Origin of the sequence: Metabacillus bambusae (assembly GCF_017497975.1) — a bacterium.
Classification (GTDB): Bacteria; Bacillota; Bacilli; order Bacillales; family Bacillaceae; genus Metabacillus; species Metabacillus bambusae.
The window spans coordinates 99,618-119,677 of sequence record NZ_JAGDEL010000002.1 but is presented as its reverse complement, the minus strand read 5'-3'; the positions used below and the strand labels follow the sequence as shown (position 1 = coordinate 119,677).

Here is a 20,060-nt window from a genome sequence, read left to right as displayed (position 1 = left end):
GTCCCGCTACTCCCGCAGGAGTCTAGCACTGCCGCTCAAATCAACCTGAATTTGTTTTAAAAGCAACAATCTCTTAGAAAACAGCCTTAATAATAAATGTTATTTTTAAAAATTGCCTTCGTTAAAAAAGTAAAAAACGCATCACAAAAACTAATAAGCAAATGGGAAGAATAAAGATTGTAAAACAGTAGAAAATGTTCTATATGAACAATCTAATAATCTTACGTTTTTACTATTCCTTTTTTAATGCGATAACTTAAATTATTAGAAGACCTTTTGCATTCCGAAAGGTCTTCTTTTAATTTTAGAAGTAATGAATCCTACTTATCACAGCTAGAGAATATTATTAATTAAAAAGGGTTCTGTTAAAGCTCGTTGTTCATTTTATGGTGATTGGAAAGTGAATGCCTACAGTGGAAATCAACAACCAAGTTTAATAGAGCCAAATAAAAAAATAGACCAATGAATGTAATCTTATAGATTACATTCATTGGTCTATTTGCAAATGAGATACAAACTTATTACCGAATTGATCCTAGATTTCTTTTTTGAATTTCTATTTTTAGTAGCTTAATAAAGTATGGATCGACATTTACTTTCATCGCTTTACTGTAAACGCTTATTAGTAGCTCATTACTTATTTTCATTTTGAAAATACCTCCTCGAAAGTTGAAAACCATTAAGAATCTGCTTGCTAAGTTAAGATTTGAAGCCAGTTCTAAGGAGAATTATTACCTACCTTTAATGCATACTAAATATCAGTTTTGTTTGTACTATATATTATAAAGTTTTTTGTGAAAATAGGTGGACTACGAGTGAACAAGTAAAAAAAGTAGTATATCTTATCAAAATAATGTTATAGAGATGTAAACGTAATTGTGTATAATGAATCTGGTTAAACATATCTATCTATATCCATATTCATTTCTAAAAGGAGCGGACTTAATAAATCAACTTTATTGAGAGAACAACATTATGAAAGCGCTCTATAAAAAACTGCATTTTCTTCTACTTCCTTATACACAGGTGAATTTTCTTTCAAAGTGTTAAGCCATTCAGTGAATAAACAATCAAACTAACAATTTAATCATCCCTTGCATTTCACAAAAATGAAACCGGTGTCAATTGATGTCTATTATGATGTTTCAATTTTAATTATTGCACCTAATAATTATAAATTTATCAGCTATATATTAATTGGTTCTCTTTTTAAGGAGGTGATTTTTAGCATTAATTTGTTAAATGCATTATAAATTTTAAGTTTAGTTGTGGTTTTGTTATTTAGGCTAGTAAACTTTTTATGACAAGGAGGGGTGTCCGTGGTAAAGGACAAAAAATTATTACTACTACTAATGATAAGCTTTATATTTACGATTTGTGCTTTTTATACTCAAGTTTCTGCAGAAGGGGTTATAAATGATTCCTTTAAACCAGGGGAAGAATGGAGAGACACGAACGGAGAAATCATCCAAGCCCATGGTGGGGGCATCATGTATGATGAAAAGACGAAAACATACTACTGGTATGGGGAGGATAAGACAAAAGGCTATTTACCAGCTACAGGAGTACATGCCTATTCATCGAAAGACTTATATAACTGGAAAGATGAAGGCGTTGTCATGAAAGCTATTGAAAACCGTGAAGACATGGATACGGACCCGTATTTTATTGACTTATATAAAAATCTCTCAGCAGCAGAAAAAGATGTTATTTTTAGTGATATCAATACAGCACGTGGCGTTTTAGAGCGTCCAAAAGTAATATATAACGAGAAAACGGATAAGTATGTTTTATGGTTACATGTTGATGGTCCATATGAAGGGTCAGATTCAAACTATGCTAAAGCAAAGGCTGGAGTTGCGATTAGTGATTCACCAACAGGTCCTTTTGAATATATAGAAAGTAATCGCTTAAACAAAATGCCAGAGGGTTATGAATACAAGGTTCGTAATACTGGTATGTCTAGAGATATGAATCTATTTGTAGACGATGATGGCACGGCTTATATCATTTATTCTAGTGAAGAAAACTATTCCTTGTATATTTCAAAACTAAATGAAGACTATACAGCGATCTCAGGTGATGAATATGGTAAAGACTTTATTCGTGCGATTTATAACGGGCATCGTGAAGCACCTGCCATGTTCAAATATGATGGAAAATACTATTTGATTACCTCTGGAGCAACTGGATGGGATGCAAATCCTGCTAGATACCATGTATCAGATTCCGTTTTAGGAGAATGGACTGATATGGGAAATCCTGTACTTGGTGATGGTGCAAGTACAACCCATGGAAGCCAAAGTACATTTGTTATACCGGTTGATCCTGAAAATGGAAAATTTATTTTTATGGGTGACAGATGGAATAGGAATGATTTAGCGAATTCAAGATATATTTGGCTACCAATTGAATTTGGTCAAGAAGATGAAGTTGTCTTAAATTGGTATGATGAGTGGAAGTTGGATATTTTAGATAGAATGGGAAAAGTCACAATTAATACTGAGATACCTGAGAAGGTATTGGTTGGTGAGACACCAATATTACCGAGTGTTGTTAATGTTACAATTCCTAAGGGTGGAACATTTAATACACCAGTAACATGGTCGTATGATGCGGATGAGTTCTCAAAGCCAGGTAATGTAGTTGTAAAAGCGACTTTCCCTGAATTATTGAACAAAGTCCTCAATGTAAAAGTTGCAGTAGTTCTTCCGGTCAGTGTCGGAGAATTAGAACTTGATTCAGATGTGTTACTTTACGGAAATCAGTATACGCTAACAACAGCAGTTACGAACAATACTGAATCCGACAAGGAAATAACAGTAAATGCAAATGTTCCATTTGGTTGGAAAACAGAGCAAATAACATTACAGGTAGACAGCCTTGACTCAAAAGAAGTAACTATACCTATAATCCCGCCTTCTAATGGTGCTCCTGCTATTTTCAATTTAGAAACGACTGTCAAATACGATAGTAAAGAAGTGGAAAATGCAGATGGAATTGTAGCAATACCTAAAGCGGAGGATTTAGCATTTGCATTAGATGCTGGTACTTCTACTAGTACAGTTTTTGGAGAATATAATCCATTATCACCGAATGAAAAATGGGATTCTGCTAAAGGGTATGGCTGGATTGGTACAGTACCTGATAGTCGAGATCGAGGAGAAGTAGATTCATTACGAAAAGATCTTATCGCTTCATTTAACCCTGCTACACTTGGTTTGTCAATACCTGCAGGTTACCATACTGTTTATGTCATATCAGGAGATCGTCAGTATGGTCAAGGAAATACAATGATCACTGTTGAGGGAACAAAGGTTGCTGAAACAGGGGGTACAGCTCAAGGTGAGTTTAAAGTGCTTTCTTTTGGGATAGACGGCGGTGAAACTGGTAGAAAGGTAGACTTAGAGTTTACTGGCGAATCGGGAAAACATTGGATATTCAATGCGTTGATGGTGAAGAAAGATAAAACAGCACCATCAATAAATACAATGGCCAATGGAGAAGCGTTCCATGAAGCATTAACAGTAAAGGAAACTGAAAGTGTAACATTTACTTGGGAAGCCAATGATGACGAAAGTGGTATCGCTGAAGTAACCGCGACTTTTGACGGTAAAGTGTACAAAGAAGGAACAGCTATTGCTTTAGCAGGTAAGCTTGGAGAACATTATCTTGGAGTGAAAGCCGAGGATAAAGCAGGAAACGTGAAAGAAGCGTCTTATGTGATAAATGTAACTACAAGTGCAGCTGATATGCAAATACTTATAGAAGGTTTTGAAGAAGCTGGAGAGTTCACCAACCATGGTGCTGCTCAATCCTTACAAGCTCATTTGGATTCTGTAGATAATTATGTAGAAAAAGATGAAATGGAAAAGGCATCTCATCATCTGAAGAAATTCAAACAGTTACTGGACAATCATAAAGAAAATAAGTTTATTTCTGATAAGACATATAACGTTCTTAATGCTGATGTAGATTATTTGTTAGAAAAATGGTGAACGATTTCTTCAGCTAGTAAATCTATATAAATTGATAATGGCGAGAAGTTCAATGCTTTAAAGATACTTCTCGCCTTTTTAGTTATCACGTATATACGAAAAGTTTAACAAAGTAAATTTTTTGAAAAAAATAGTAAAAATATTGATATTCCAAAGGTTTGATTCCAGATAATATATAATTTTAAATAATATCTTTTTTAAAGGGAGTGAACCAAAATGGAGTCGAATGGTTGGATGGGAGGATTATATAAGATCTGTGAATGGGTTACCAGGCTAGCATATCTCAACTTATTATGGATGTTGTTCACATTTTTAGGATTCATTATCTTAGGTTTTGGTCCAGCAACTGTTGCCATGTTTTCTATTATTCGTAAATGGCTTATGGGAGAGAGGAACCTTTCCATTTTCTCTTCATTTTGGTTGGTATATAAAAAGGAATTTATGAAGGCAAATTTCTTATGGATGTCGTTAGTTGGTATTTTCATTATGCTGTATATCGATTGGGTATTAATAAATTCTATGAATGGAATGCTTCATCATCTTTTCTTAGGTTGCTTTATTATAATTTCAGTTCTCTTAGTCGTAGTTTTAATTTACATTTTTCCGGTTTATGTTCAGTTTGAAGGCTCGATTCTTCATTATTATAAATCAGCATTTCTTTTAGGTGCTTCTTTTCCAATTCGCACTATCATTATTACAATAACAAGTGGTGCTGGAATTTTACTTAGTTTAATCTTTCCAGGTGTAGGCATTCTCTTTCTCGCAAGTGGTATAGGTTTCGTCATTATGTATATTTCCTATACGATCTTTACTACGATTGATGCACGTGCAAATTAATGTGTAACCCCCTTTTGAAACTAGTCAAAAGGGGTTTTTGTTTAAATACTATTATTAATAGAAACTCAATATTGTACTCATTAGAAGAAAAAAGGTGAAAAAGGTAAAAATTATTGCAAACTTCATCAAAATAGCGTTAAGGTTTTAGGCGTTTTATTTCATATAATTTAATTATATTAAAAAGAGAGGTGATAACCAATGAGTTCAAAAGCAGATATATCTACTACCTCAAAGGTACTGCAAGTAAAAAAGAAAAGATCATCAGTTGAAAGAAATGAAAACTTAGTTGGTTTTCTATTTGTTTCACCAATGCTAGTTGGTGTTACTATCTTAGTCTTACTTCCGATTTTCGCAACATTTATATTAAGTTTTGCTGATTGGAAATTCATTCAGAATATCGATCAATTAAAATGGGTAGGTTTTAATAATTTTATAGAATTAATGCAAGATAAAGTCTTTAGAAAATCTCTTTTAAATAATGCACTCTTTCTATTTACTGTACCTATCTGTATGATTATTTCATTGGTACTTGCTGTAGTTATTGATAAAAGCGTTTACATGAAGAGTTTCTTTAAAGTAGCATTTTTTATGCCCTATATTTCTAGTGTTGTAGCAATCGCAGTTGTTTGGCAGGTGTTATTTCATCCATCTTCAGGGCCAATTAATCAAACGCTTATGTCATTAGGAATTGATAATCCTCCAAAATGGATTGCAGATCCTAGTTTTGCATTAATTTCTGTTATGTTGATCCAAGTTTGGATTTCTGTAGGGTTTAATTTAATCATCTATATAGCTGGCCTCCAATCTATTCCGAAAGAACTTTATGAAGCAGCTGATATGGATGGGGCAAATTCATGGGTAAAGTTTCGTCAGATTACGTTCCCGATGGTGTCACCAACATCATTCTTCCTATTAATTACAGGAATTATTTCTACATTTAAAGTTTTTGATTTAATTGCAGTTCTAACAAAAGGTGGTCCAATTCATTCGACAAGTATGATTGTTTGGCATTTATATGATACTGCTTTTGTTAACTTAGATATCGGTTATTCATCGGCAATGGCGGTTATATTGTTCTTAATCGTATTCATCATAACCATATTCCAATGGATAGGTCAGAAGAAATGGGTTAATTATTAAGGGGGGAATATTGTGACAAAGTCGATTAATCTATCAAAAATTATTACAACGATTATCGTTTTTATAGTTAGTATTATGTTTTTATTGCCTTTTGCTTGGATGCTATCTACGTCATTCAAAATCGAAGCTGATGTTTTTACCTTTCCTATTCAATGGATACCAGAGAGATGGAATGGATTTAATAATTATAATGAAGTCTGGTTTGGTGAGTTTCCATTCTATATCTACTATTGGAATTCGATAAAAGTAGCAGTATTAACGACACTTGTTTCTTGTGTTGTCTCTGCGTTGGCAGCTTACGGATTTTCAAAAGTGAATTTTCCAGCAGGGAAATGGTTGTTTATCATTGTTTTAGCAACTTATATGGTCCCTCCACAAGCTAGTTTAGTTCCTCAGTTTATTTTATATCGAAATATTGGGTTGTTTGATAGTCATTTGGGATTAATTCTATTAGGTAGTTTTAGTGTTCTTGGTACATTTATGTTACGTCAATTTTTTATGGGGATTCATAATGAGTATATTGATGCAGCGAAAATTGATGGTGCAGGCCACTGGAGGATCTTTTGGTCAATCGCATTACCAATTGTTCGACCAGCAGTTGCAACATATGCGATTTTAAGATTTATTTGGACATGGAATGATTATCAAAATCCACTTATTTTCTTACGTACAGATGCACTTTATACGATTCAATTAGCAATGCAGAAATTTACGACGATTAATGGTGAATTCTATTCACTAATCATGGCTGCTGCAGTGTCTGCTATACTTCCATTATTAATTGTTTTTATTATAGGTCAAAAGCAAGTTATCGATGGTATTGCGCTTGGAGGCGTAAAAGGATAATAATTATATAAATTAATGTCAAATAATTTCGAATATAGGTAAAATTATTTACATCCGGTTAAGAAAGCCCTTTGCTATAATTCGTGTTGTAAGGGCTTTCTTGAAAACAATTACGATAATAAGGGGGATATAATTATGAAGAAAAAGTTTTGGTCAACTGTTTTTGCATCTTCAATGCTAATAGGTGCTCTAGCAGGATGTTCGGGTGGTGGTGGAGGAAGCACCTCAGGTTCGAATGAAGGGAAAGAAAGTGGCTCCACAGAAGAGGCAGTGACTATCAAATTTCATACACATGGAAATGAATCTAGTTATAATTGGAAAGAAACAATAGCAGCTTTTGAAAAAGAGTATCCCAAAATTGATGTTGACTTAGTCATTCTAAGTGAAAAAGGAGACACTCAAGAAGCAACTCAAAAGTTAGATTTAGCTGCAGCATCTGGTGAACAATTAGATGTATTAATGTTTAGTGATCCAGCTAGCTATGCACAACGTGTTGCATTAGGAATGGTTGCTCCAATAGATGAGTTTATTGAAAAAGAAGGATATACAGTAACTGAAGATTATAAAGTAGATACAAAATTAGATGAAAACTACTATGCTCTTCCAGGCAAATTTAATCCTTGGTACGTTCTATTAAATAAAGACCATTTAGATGAAGCTGGACTTGAAGTTCCAACGGACTGGACTTGGGATGAGTATATGGAATATGCTAAAAAGTTAACGACTAAAGACCATTATGGAACGTATTTTCATGGGCCACAAGGTGGTGGCTGGATGGAGTTTATGAAACTAGCACTTGCTAGTGAAGAAGACAACACAGAATTTGTAAAAGCAGATGGAACATCAAATCTTGATAATCCACTGTTCCGCAAAACTTTGGAAATGCGTTATAAAATGGAAAAAGAAGATAAATCAGCAACACCATATTCAGATATCATTTCTCAAAAGCTTCATTATCGTAATCAATTCTTTGGTCAAGATGCAAGTACAGTATTAATTGGAAGCTGGATGAATACTGAACTAGGAGGAACTGAACAATTTCCACTAGACTTTAATGTAGCAATAGCACCGTATCCGAAAAATGATGCTAGTGATGAAGGTGGCTTTACGCCAGTAACAACCGACTTTATGTCAGTAGCCGCTAATTCTGAGCATAAGGAAGAAGCATATAAATTTATTCGTTGGTATACGACAGAAGGACAAATTGTACAAGGTAAAAACATCCCATCTTGGAATGGTATTAGTGAAGATGATTTTGGGACTATTATTGACGGCATTCTAGCTGGTACTGCAACACCAGATAAGGTTGATAAGGAGACATTAGTGAACGTGTTGAAAAATGCAAAATCTTCAAAGATTATTCCACCTGTGGCATATCAATCTGAGCTTTACAAAGTAATCAATGAAGAGTATGAAAAAATGATCTTAGGCGAGCAAGATATAGATACAACGGATAAAGTAACACAGGAACGTGTACAAGAGATTATTGATAATAATAAGTAAAGAAATGTTAATCTAAAATCCAAGGGGCGTAAACCGTTTCTGCTCCCATCTTTTCTTTATACTATCTGGATTAATAATGTGATAGTATAAGAAAAACTATGGAATTTCGCCATAGTACTTGGTGATAAGCTAAGTTTTTCTCATTGTCTAGGAAATTATTAAATTCTTAAACTGTGGATAAGCGAACAACATCCAGCTCCAGCGCCTAGCCCCTCTAGGGTCTAGCTAATTTAGAATTGAAGGCAAAGAACGCCTTCTATTCTAAATCATCTTATTTGCCTGAGGCTGATCAAGGCGCTTGTGCTTTTGTTCTGAGGAGGTTGGTTATGTGGAATCGGATACAGCAAATGCTGGCGCCCCGTTCTTTTCGTTTTAAGGTCATTATGACATCGGTCATTTGTATTGTTATTCCTGCTATTATCACATTATTTATGAACAGTTATCTGACAAAAGATGCGATGAAAGAACAGGCCATTTCAAATGCGAATAGAGAGTTAAAATTAGCTAGTGAATATGTGACAAAATTACTTGAAGATATGTTATATGTTGCAAACTATGTACAATTTGATTCGGAAATCAATACGATATTAAAAAAAAATGCAAAAGATACAGTAGAAAAAAATCCAAATACCCTTCCCAACAATGGTTATAATGAGTATGTGGAATATAATCGAGTCGTAAAAACGATTGAAAACATTACATTATTAGGTGAAAAATCGTATGTTACTATTCTTCTGAAAAATGGTAAGCATTATTCAAACTATCCTTATTATGATTATGATCCACAAAAATTCTTTGAGGAGCCTTGGTTTAATAAACTACAGAACGTATACGGTTATGAAACAATTTGGATAGGCAGCCAGCCCACAGTGTTTAGATCCGAGCAAGAGAAAAACCCTTACCAAATTTCAGTGGCTAGAACGTTAAGAGATGCGAACTTAAGAATATATGGATATGTGATTGTTACTATAATGGAAAATAAAATTAATCAAGTGTTTGATAATATGCCCGGTAATGAAGATATGATGATTATCGATTCTTCTAACAGTATATTATCACATCGTGATAAAGCGAGAATCGGTCAGGAATTTCCCTATGTGAACCAAATGCAGGAGAAAAATTTTTCGAATATTATTAGTATTGAAAATGAAAATTATCTTATTACTGACTACAGTCTTTCTTATACTGGATGGAGACTTATTTCTTTAAACCCATATAGACAAGCCATTTTTAAAATCAATTCCATTTTTAACAATATTTTTCTTGTTCAATTGATCTCATTCATCTTTTTCTTTCTTGTATTAACATATGTATTGCAAACGATTACAAAGCCTCTTGTTCATTTAGGAAATGTTGCAACAACTGTTCAAGGTGGTAACTTAAAAATCCGCTCAAATATACGTAGTAAGGATGAAATTGGTAGACTATCAAACTCTCTCGATCAAATGCTTGATAGGATTAATGAAATGATAAAAGAGATTACTGAAACACAAGTAAGAAAACGAAAAGCAGAATTTGCAATGTTACAAGCACAGATTAATCCCCATTTCCTTTTTAATGTTTTAAACTCAATTCGAATGAAAGTGATGAGAAAGGGAGATAAAGAAAGTGCGGATATGATTAGTTCTTTATCAAAATTGTTACGTATGACAATTGATAAAGATAAGGGAACGATTTCCTTTAAAGAAGAAGTTGAAATTGTGCAAGATTACGTTAAGTTAATGAATATGCGACAGAAAGAAAAAGTTGATTTAAAGATCAATGTTTCTGCTGCTGCTTATTATGAACAAATTCCACGATTTATTTTACAGCCAATTATTGAAAATTCTATGATTCATGGATTAAACCAAAGTGCAGGTACAATATTACTGGAAGCAAATGTAAAAAGGAATGATTTTATTATCATCATTGATGATAATGGACAAGGAATGAACGAAGAGAATTTAAATGAGTTGAGAAAAAAACTTACAGTTAACCTAGAAACATCCCTCGAACATAATAGAAAGGGCTTTTCAGGAATCGGTTTATCCAATGTTTATGAACGAATGAGAATGACATTTGGTGAATATTTCCAAATGGAAGTAAATAGTTTAGAAGGAAACGGAACAAGGGTCATTATGTGTGTTTCTAGAGGAGGTAACAGACCTAATGTATAAAGTGATGCTAGTAGACGACGATTATCCTGTATTAGAATTGTTGTCTGAAACGATTGAATGGGAACGACTTGGATTAACACTTCAAAGTATTCATGAAAATGGAGCTAGTGCACTTCAATATGCCTTGAATGATATGCCTGATATTTTAATAACTGATATTGGCATGCCGAAAATGAATGGAATTGAGTTAACAAGACAATTAAAAGAAAAAAAGACTAATTTACAAGTCTGTGTGTTAACATGCCACAGTGAATTCCAATATGCTCAACAGGCATTAAAGCTGAATATACAGGATTATCTATTGAAAGATACATTAGATCCAGAAGATCTCTGTTCTGTATTAATTAAAATAAAAGAAAATCTAGAAAAAGAAAACCAAAAAAAACTAATAGAATTTCAGCTGCTACATATTGTAGAGCGAAATAAAGAATCGATGAAACGAGAATTTCTTCGAAAAACAATTTACCAAACAACTTATAATCATAATGAATGGTATAAACAAGCCTATTCTTTAGGGTTAAATTTAAAGAGTATGAAATTTATTCCAACATTATGTTTTATTCAGGGGTATCGTGTTGCAAAGGATTCTTTTATTTCTGAGGATACATTGCTATTTTCAATACAAAATGTAATAGGAGAGATACTTCAAGAGTATAATGACTCAGTCCATTTTACGCTAGGAAATAGAGAATCATTTATCTTTTTTCCGTATAGCCCAACAGTAAAATCTAATTGTTATGGTATAGCTACTGATTGTATGAAAAAAATTCAAAGAACTCTATTAAATACATTAAATATATCAGTCTCTTTTGTTATTGGTGAAATTTGCGAAAATCAAGAAGTTCTTAAATCAGAATTAACAAGCTTATTAAAAACCACTAATCAGCGATATTATATGGAATTCTGTTCAATAGATAAAAAACGACCTATAACCAATTCCAACGAAAATATTTTTTCATGGTATGATCATGCATCGGTAGAAATTAGGCAGCTTATTATTGAAAAAGATGTAAACAGAGTTGTTCCTACTGTAACTAGTTGGATAAAAATATTTCAGGAAAAACAGTTTTCATCAGAAATAGTTAAGGATTGGGTACTCAAACTTTTATTAGATGTTAATTTAAAATTAAAAGCTCTTCAATTTTTTGGAACAAATTATACTGTTGATGTTATCCATGAAGAAATTCTAAGCATTGATTCGTTAATCGAGTTGGAAAAGTGGTTAGTTAAGTATTTCAAAGAAGTTCTTACAATTGTAGGAGATATTACGACACAGTCACGACGCAAAGAAGTGATTGAAGCATGTAAATATGTATCAGTGAACTTAGAAAAGAAAATCAGCCTTGATGAAGTAGCAAACCATCTATATTTAAACCCAAGTTATTTTAGTCGCTTGTTTAAAAAAGAAGTTGGAGAAACGTTTGTTGAATATGTGACAAAATTAAAAATGTCAAGAGCAAAAGAGTTACTGGAACAGACGATTGAACCAGTAGGGAAAATTTGTGAACGATTAGGATATGACAATCAGAGCTATTTTATAAAAGTTTTTAAAAATTATGTAGGGGTTACTCCATTGGAATTTAGAGGAGAAAGATAAAGGGAGGCATAATTGCTTTCTTTTAATATTTGTAAAGGCTTAAAAACAAAAGAAGAAAGGTGATAGATATGACAAACAATTTGGAATGGGTAGATGAGGCGTGGAAAAAAGTTCAAGCAAAGATTGACAGAACGAGTAAAAAAATTGGTGCGAATTTCCCTCATGCAAGTGTCAATGGAACGTATCAATTAGAGGAACCTTATTGGTGGACCGCAGGATTTTGGCCTGGCTTACTATGGTTAGTATATCGTGAAAGTAAGGATGAGTCGTTAAAGCAATTAGCTGAACAATGTGAAGACAGACTTGACAGTGTGATTACAGATTATTATAAGCTTGACCATGACATGGGATTTATGTGGACGTTAACAAGTGTTGCGAGATTTAAGCTTTTAGGTGAAGAAGATTCAAAAAGACGTGCACTATTGGTCGCTAATTTACTTGCAGGAAGATTCAACACATCAGGAAATTATATTCGCGCATGGAATCCTTGGCAGGAAGGGGAAGATAATTCAGGATGGGCAATTATTGATTGCTTAATGAATTTACCGCTATTATTTTGGGCCACAGAGGAAACCGGAGATCCAAGATTTAGTGCAGTAGCTAAAAAACATGGAGAGACAGTTCTCAAAAACTTTATTCGAGAAGATGGCTCTGTTCATCATATCATTCGTTTTGATCCAGTTTCAGGTGAAAGAGTGGAGGCGATAGGTGGGCAAGGGTTCGCCCCTGATTCTGCATGGTCTAGAGGAGCATCTTGGGCAATCTATGGATTAACATTATTGTTCAACTATACAAAAGAGGATAAGTATTTACAAGCGGCAAAAAATGTTTCCCACTTTTTTATCGCCAATTTACCAGAAGATTATGTCCCACATTGGGATTTTAGGCTTCCAGAGGAGGTAACAAAATACCGTGATTCATCAGCTGGAGCAATCGCATCATGCGGGCTGTTACTACTTGCTGAGCATGTCCCAGCAACGGAAGAGAAAATTTATAAAGATGCTGGGGTGAAAATTCTTAAATCATTATATAAAAACTATGGTGATTGGGAAAATCCAGAGCAAGATGGGCTAATTCTCCAGGGTACAAGTCATTATCCAGAAGGGAAAAATATTGATGTCCCACTTATTTATGGTGATTATTATTTTGTAGAAGGACTTGCTATCTTAAAAGGTGATAGAAAGCTATTTTGGTAATCTTGTTAGATGGAAGAATAGAAAAAAACCCAAAGGATTAGGAGTGAATTTAATAAATGCCTACCTTACATTCTACCTTTTCAAAGCATGAAATAAAAACAAGAGAAGACCTTAGTGTAGTATTAAAACAAATATGTAATCCCCTAAAACCTTATTATAGTAAAGGATATGCAGGCTTGAGTTTAGGAAATTCAGGTGCAGGCTATACTGATTCGATTGCTCAAATGGAAGGTTTTTCACGTGTATTATGGGGCCTTGTTCCTCTTCTAGCTGGAGAAAGTAAGGAATATGAATTATGGGAAAGGCATCTCCAAGGAATAAAAAATGGCACAGACCCTCATCATGAGGAATATTGGGGCGATATCCATGATTATGATCAGAAAATCGTAGAAATGGCAGTGTTTGGCTTAGCACTACTATTAATACCTGAGAAGATTTGGGAGCCTCTTAATGAACAAGAGAAACGAAATCTAAATAATTGGCTGAAGCAAATAAATCAATGTAAAGTTTGGGATTGCAATTGGCTATTCTTTCCTGTTCTTGTTAATTTGGGTCTCAGAAATGTTGGGCTTCCTTATGATCAAGAAGGAATTGAGGAAAATTTAGCTAGAATCGATCAATTCTATTTATCTAATGGCTGGTATTCAGACGGAATAAATGGTCACAGTGATTACTACGTCCCGTTTGCCATCCATTATTATGGTCTCATTTATGCTAAGGTGATGGAAATGGAAGATCCCATTCGTTCACAGCGATATAAAATGAGAGCGGAAGCTTTTGCCAAGGATTTTATCTATTGGTTTTCCAAAGACGGATCTTCATTACCATATGGTAGAAGCCTAGCATATAGATTTGCCCAGTCAGCATTTTGGAGTGCTGCTGTTTTTGCAGAAATTGAACCTTTTTCATTAGGTGTCATGAAAGGACTAATCCTTAGAAACTTGCGCTGGTGGCTTAACCAACCAATTTTTAATGATGCTGGTATCTTAACAATAGGTTACACGTATCCTAATCTAGTGATGGCTGAAAACTATAATTCTCCTGGTTCGCCTTATTGGTCATTAAAAACGTTTTTACCACTTGCATTACATTCTGAACATCCATTTTGGCAGGCTGAGGAAGAGCCACTACCTAAGTTAGATAACACTGTGATTCAAAAGCAGCCACATATGGTAATAAGTAGAGATGATGATAAAAATCATATTCTGGCTTTTAACTCGGGGCATCTATCTACAAACGAACATACACACACTTCAGCAAAATATGAAAAATTTGTTTACTCTAATTTTTTTTGGATTTAGTGTACCGAGGGCAGAGTGGGGGCTTTCACAAGGTGCTTATGATTCAATGTTAGCCCTAAGTGAAGGTGATAATATCTATCGAGTGAAAAGACATTGCGAGGAATACTTGATAGAAGATAACTATATCTATACTTATTGGAAGCCTTGGAATGATGTAGAAGTAAAAACCTGGATCATACCTGGTACTCCTTGGCATATACGAATACACTATATAAAAACAAGTAGGATATTGGATGCTGCTGATGGTGGCTTTGCCTTAGGGATTGAAAATAAGAATGAAGATCGTGCAGATTTTAAAAATATTCAGAACGAGAATGAATGCTTAGTTAGATATTCATGGGGTGCTAGCGGAATTAAAAGTCTTAGCACTGGTGGAAAAGCTGAGCTAATCTATCCTAATGCAAATACCAACCTACTAAATTCTCGTACGGTTATCCCAACAATAAAAACAAGAATAGAGCCTGGAACTAGTTGGTTAGTTAGTGCTGTTTTTGGCGAGCCAGGGAAAAGTGAAGATAAATGGAATGATCCACCTAGTGTGGAAATTGCCAGCGACAAAGTAGTTGTAGATTTACCGAATTTTGATAGATTTGAAATTCCAATAAAATAAAGCAACAAACTATATTTATAAGAAAGCAATAAATCTCTCCTTTGAAGTTTACAGGGGAGATTTTTACTTTGGTTGCTCCTACTTGTTCGGCATGTGATATTTAGTATGATTTTACTTCTTTCCTAAAAATGATTAGTTTAAATATGTAATGAAACTAAATATAGAATATTCAAAAGAATATAAGCATGTGGTATTCTTTAAATAAAAACACATAATTATATATTAATTGTGAGTTAGGACTCTTTAACGTTCTAAAATAGATAAATAGTCTGATTTTAAAGGGGTTAAGGATGATTAAGAATCTATCTTATTTACAGATCTTTTTACTTATATTTGTAAGCGGTTGCAACAACATGTCATCAAGTAGTAATGAATACAAGGTAATCTATAATAATGAACCACAACAACCAAAGGATGAAATCCAAGAAAAAACAGATTACACAATTGCCATCATACCTAAAGTGATAAATATCCCTTATTTTAATGCAGTAGAAGAAGGTGCAATCGAAGCTGGAAATGATCTAGGGGTAAATGTTATTTTCAAGGGACCTAGTGTTGCAGATTCAGCTCAGCAAATAAAAATCATTAATGAATTTATTGAAAATGATGAAGTTGATGTCATCGCAGTATCAGCAAATGATCCAGAAACATTAGTTCCTATTTTAAAAAAAGCACAACAAAATCAAATTAGAGTCATTACATGGGACGCTGATACTCTTCCAGAAGGAAGGGAATTTTTTATTAATATGGTGAACCCAGAAACATTAGGCAGACATTTAATGGATACTCTTGCATGGAATGTAGGTGAAGAAGGCGAATATGCAATTATGACAGGTGCACATTCTGCTTCTAATTTAAATGAGTGGCTAAAGTGGATACAAAAACAGCAGGAGGAACACTATCCGAAAATGAAACTAGTTGAAATATCTGCAACAGATGATGACCCACATAAAGCTTATACCATCGCAAAACAGCTTCTCATGGAACATCAAAACTTAAAGGGGATTATTGGAAACTCCTCTGTAGGTCCACCTGCTGCTGCCCAAGCTGTTAAAGAAGCAGGTAAAGCTGGAGACATTGCCGTTGTTGGGCTATCTTCTCCTAATCCAATGAATGAGTATTTAAAAGATGGCTCAGCACAAGTCATTACATTATGGAGCCCTAAAAAATTAGGCTATTTAACAGTAGCACTTAGCAATAATATCGTAACAGGTTCATTGCCCCATGATAATCAAGAAATTCCAGGAGTAGGCAAAATTCGCATGATTGATGATATGGTCATTATGGGTGAACCAATTGACTTTACAAAGGAAAATGTTGATCAATATGATTTTTAAAAGGTTAAAAGTAAGAAATTATAAATTAATGACAAAGCTTATGATCACCTATTTGCTACTAACTGTCATACCCATTTCTCTATTAGGTTACATTGCTTATAGTCAATATACAAAATCGATAGAGGAACAAGTAGGTGAATACATTCCGAAATTATTAGAGCAGGCAAATGAAAACATTAATAACCAACTAATCGAGTTAAAACAGCTTCCGGATTCAATATACAATTCATCACAGGTCATTGAAGTGCTAAGAAAGGATTCGTTTCAAAGTAAATCGATCTTGTTAAAGGATGAATTTTTAGTAAACAGTTATTTATCAAGAACATATATTAATGGTGGTAATACAGATCTACTAGGTGTATTCCTCCTTTCTAAAAATCGAATATTTACTAGTACGAAAACAACGTTTACTGGTTTTGATTTGCAAACTGCCCCATTACCATATGGACAGGATATTGATTTACAAGGAAAGGAAGAAATCATTCTTCCCTATCAAACAAATCTATCATTTAAAGGTAATCCTCCTTTCATTCTCTTGATGAAGCAATTAAGAGATTATGAGAATCAAGAGAATCTCGGAACCATCTTTATTGCTGTGGAGTTAACCTTCATTGAAAAAGCATTAAAAAGTCTTGATCAAGATCATAAATCAAATATTTGGATTACAGATCTAAGTGGTCAGATCATTTTCCACACAGATCCACATTTCATCGGTGAACTTGATGAGGAGTTTGTAGATTATCCAAAAATTAATGGAAGTTTTCGCACAACTGAACATGAGGACAACCAATTAATTAGTGTGGATAAGTTTCAAGGTAATGATTGGTATTTATTTCATACTATAGCAATAAGTGATCTAACAAAAGAAACAGATGTCGTTCGGAATGGAACCATTATCGTGTTTATTGCTTTTGTAATACTTAGCACAATCATTTCAATTATTCTAGCTTGGAATGTATCAAATCCATTGAATAAACTTACTAAATTAATGAAACAAGTTGAAAAAGGTAATTTCAATGTAGATCTCCCAATTGATACACAGGATGAAGTCGGAATACTAGCCAATAGCTTTAATTCGATGATACAGGAAATTAACCAATTAATAAAAAAGAATTATCAAATCGAATTACGTCAAAAGGATGCAGAACTCTACGCACTTCAATCACAGATTAATCCACACTTTATGTACAATACGCTTGAAACGATCGGATATGCAGTTGAAGAAGAGGAAACAGAAGCTGTTGTAAAAATGGTCTCATTGCTAGGCAGAATGTTAAGGTATTCACTTAATAATAAAGAAAAGTTAGTTCCTATCTCTTTAGAAGTGAGACATATGAATGATTATTTAACGATCCAAAAATTTAGATTTGAAGATCGAATTGATTTTACAATTAATGAAGAAGTTGATACAAACAGATTTTTTACACCTAAGTTTATATTGCAGCCTATTATCGAAAATGCGATAAAATATGGACTCGAACAACATCATACATCTGTAATTGAAATTGTCATTACTAAAACGGGTGAAGATGAAATCTTGTTAAAGGTTAAGGATAATGGACCAGGGATCGAGGAAAAGATTTTAGCAAAGTTAAATGAATCATTAAGGTCTAATCCAATGGCAAGAAGAGATTCAAAATTTGGTCTAATTAATGTACATGCAAGGATTGCTATGATCTTTGGCGAAACATATGGTTTACAAGTAAAAAGTGAATTTAACAAAGGGACAGAGGTAATCGTTAAAATACCAGCAATAACAAGAGAAGAAGTAAGCGATGTGAGTGGGGGTGTGGATCATGCGTAAAAAAATAAGAACGGTAATCGTTGATGATGAAGCGAGACTTAGACGAGGAATAGAACGCTTAGTACTATCATGTGATGATGGTTGTGAAATAGTTGGTAGTTATAGTAGTGGTATGGAATGTTTAGAAGCCTTTCAACAAACAGATCTTGCGTTTGACCTTTTAATAACTGATGTTAAGATGCCAGGAATCGATGGACTAACACTGATAAAAGAGTTAAAAAAAGTAACTACCTTTCATGCAATGGTTATTAGTGGTTTCGATGACTTTCAATTTCTGCAAACAGCCATTCGTGAAGGTGCTAGTGATTATATGATTAAGCCGATCGATCGTGATGAATTTAGAGATCAATTGAAGAAGATAAGAGAAAAAATCATGACTAAATGGGACGAGTTTCAGCATTTAGAAGAAATAGAATTAAAAGCATCTCAGCTTACGTATGTAAAGCAAATACAAAAGTTAAGTCAAATAACATGGCAACAAGATATCGACCTTTCTGAACTTGAATGGACGAAGGAGTTTCCAAATGGAGATTATCTCTTATTGTATGTAAGTATGGACAATCTTGTAACTAGGGCAAAGTCATTCAATAAAGAAGATTGGGATGCTTGGACATTCGCGATTGAAAACATATCTGATGAAATGATGAATAAACTAAAGCAATCTTCCATTCAATCATGGAAATGGAAAGGAGAAGATTTATCTTTTTGGCTACTACTGCATGTTCGAGATGATAAAAGTAAATTGGAGGAAAGAGGTATTCAATTTGCTGAAGACTTAAGGAAAAACATTAAGCAGTTTACACCACTAACTTGTTCAATTGCAGTTAGTCAAAAAATCGGAGAACTAACTCTGTTATCTAGTATAAAAGACGAGCTCTTAACTTTTATTAAATTCCGCTTACTTTATGGTGGAAATCAAATCTTTTCAAATTCTATTATTGAAAAATTGAAAGAAAATAAAGGTGACAGGGATAACAAGGAAGTAGAAAATAAAATTAATAAAATCATATTTTCATTAGATAGTATGAACCAAGAAAAAACAAAGCGAGAAATAACTAGTTTTTTGAATACGATTGAAACATTAGAATCACCTCTAGAAATCGAGAAATCAGTACATTTATTAGGTATTCAAATCATCAATTATATGATTAAAAACACTCAGGGAAAAGCTGAATTTCCACTTATACAAGAGGTGTTTAGCTTAACGAAGAAAATGGCTAATTTAATAGAATTAAAAAACGAAGTATTTGAATGGATCAAAAAGGTTCTACATATTTTAGATAGAAAAACCGAAAATCAAAGCCTTGATCACATTGAAATTGCGAAAAAGTGGATCGTAAATCAGCTAGACCAAAACATTACGATTCATAAAATTGCTAGTCAAGTATATATGAACCCAACCTATTTTTGCGAATTCTTTAAAAATCAGACTGGAGAAACTGTTCTTGATTATGTAACGAGAATACGAATTGAAAAAGCAAGAGAACTTTTGGTGAAGACTGACTTGAAAATCTACGATATTTCAATAAAAGTCGGTTACACTGACACGAAATATTTTAGTAAGTTATTTAAGAAACATTATGGAGAAGTTCCCTCAAAATATAAAGAGAGAATGAAATTTGAACAAATATAACTTCCTTTTATAAGGGAGTTTTTTTGTTTTTGAATAAAGGCTGTTTTCGCAAACTTTGTTGCTATTTACCAAGTTTGCGGAGTGGTTGATTGCAGCGAGAGA

Annotated in this window: 14 protein-coding genes; 13 read left to right on the top strand and 1 reads right to left on the bottom strand. The window is 33.5% G+C overall.

The window, feature by feature from the left end; translation table 11 throughout:
- Positions 1–521 precede the first annotated feature (521 nt).
- On the bottom strand, positions 522–647 hold the full coding sequence (sda, locus tag I7822_RS03165) for a sporulation histidine kinase inhibitor Sda (RefSeq protein ID WP_207975331.1): 126 nt from the start codon (positions 645–647) through the stop codon (positions 522–524).
- Between the two features lie 672 nt (positions 648–1,319).
- On the opposite strand from sda, the gene I7822_RS03160 reads away from it, so the two are divergent.
- From I7822_RS03160 to I7822_RS03105, 13 genes are all read left to right on the top strand, one after another.
- The gene (locus tag I7822_RS03160; protein WP_207975330.1) at positions 1,320–3,998 is read left to right on the top strand and encodes an FIMAH domain-containing protein; all 2,679 of its coding nucleotides are present in this window, start codon (positions 1,320–1,322) and stop codon (positions 3,996–3,998) included.
- A gap of 216 nt (positions 3,999–4,214) precedes the next feature.
- Positions 4,215–4,835, top strand: a complete 621-nt coding sequence (locus I7822_RS03155; protein ID WP_207975329.1) for a YesL family protein — start codon at positions 4,215–4,217, stop codon at positions 4,833–4,835.
- 198 nt (positions 4,836–5,033) lie between these two features.
- Complete coding sequence (locus tag I7822_RS03150) at positions 5,034–5,975, top strand: carbohydrate ABC transporter permease (RefSeq protein ID WP_207975328.1); 942 nt, start codon at positions 5,034–5,036, stop codon at positions 5,973–5,975.
- 12 nt (positions 5,976–5,987) lie between these two features.
- Positions 5,988–6,821, top strand: a complete 834-nt coding sequence (locus tag I7822_RS03145) for a carbohydrate ABC transporter permease (RefSeq protein ID WP_372442084.1) — start codon at positions 5,988–5,990, stop codon at positions 6,819–6,821.
- 135 nt (positions 6,822–6,956) lie between these two features.
- Positions 6,957–8,324, top strand: a complete 1,368-nt coding sequence (locus I7822_RS03140; protein ID WP_207975327.1) for an ABC transporter substrate-binding protein — start codon at positions 6,957–6,959, stop codon at positions 8,322–8,324.
- 326 nt (positions 8,325–8,650) lie between these two features.
- The gene (locus I7822_RS03135; protein ID WP_207975326.1) at positions 8,651–10,480 is read left to right on the top strand and encodes a sensor histidine kinase; all 1,830 of its coding nucleotides are present in this window, start codon (positions 8,651–8,653) and stop codon (positions 10,478–10,480) included.
- Complete coding sequence (locus I7822_RS03130; RefSeq protein WP_207975325.1) at positions 10,473–12,077, top strand: response regulator transcription factor; 1,605 nt, start codon at positions 10,473–10,475, stop codon at positions 12,075–12,077. Before I7822_RS03135 ends, I7822_RS03130 begins: the two co-directional genes overlap by 8 nt.
- 68 nt (positions 12,078–12,145) lie before the next feature.
- A complete protein-coding gene (locus I7822_RS03125; RefSeq protein WP_207975324.1) occupies positions 12,146–13,273 on the top strand; it encodes a glycoside hydrolase family 88 protein in 1,128 nt (375 codons plus the stop codon).
- Between the two features lie 56 nt (positions 13,274–13,329).
- The gene (locus I7822_RS03120) at positions 13,330–14,574 is read left to right on the top strand and encodes a DUF2264 domain-containing protein (RefSeq protein WP_307847669.1); all 1,245 of its coding nucleotides are present in this window, start codon (positions 13,330–13,332) and stop codon (positions 14,572–14,574) included.
- Positions 14,575–14,620: 46 nt separating this feature from the next.
- A complete protein-coding gene (locus I7822_RS30395; protein WP_307847668.1) occupies positions 14,621–15,184 on the top strand; it encodes a DUF2264 C-terminal domain-containing protein in 564 nt (187 codons plus the stop codon).
- A gap of 290 nt (positions 15,185–15,474) precedes the next feature.
- Complete coding sequence (locus I7822_RS03115; protein WP_207975323.1) at positions 15,475–16,521, top strand: autoinducer 2 ABC transporter substrate-binding protein; 1,047 nt, start codon at positions 15,475–15,477, stop codon at positions 16,519–16,521.
- On the top strand, positions 16,481–18,325 hold the full coding sequence (locus tag I7822_RS03110; protein ID WP_243459240.1) for a cache domain-containing sensor histidine kinase: 1,845 nt from the start codon (positions 16,481–16,483) through the stop codon (positions 18,323–18,325). The genes I7822_RS03115 and I7822_RS03110 overlap by 41 nt, the downstream gene beginning before the upstream one ends.
- Positions 18,318–19,958, top strand: coding sequence for a response regulator transcription factor (locus I7822_RS03105; protein ID WP_207975322.1), 1,641 nt, complete (start codon positions 18,318–18,320; stop codon positions 19,956–19,958). The genes I7822_RS03110 and I7822_RS03105 overlap by 8 nt, the downstream gene beginning before the upstream one ends.
- Positions 19,959–20,060: the final 102 nt, after the last annotated feature.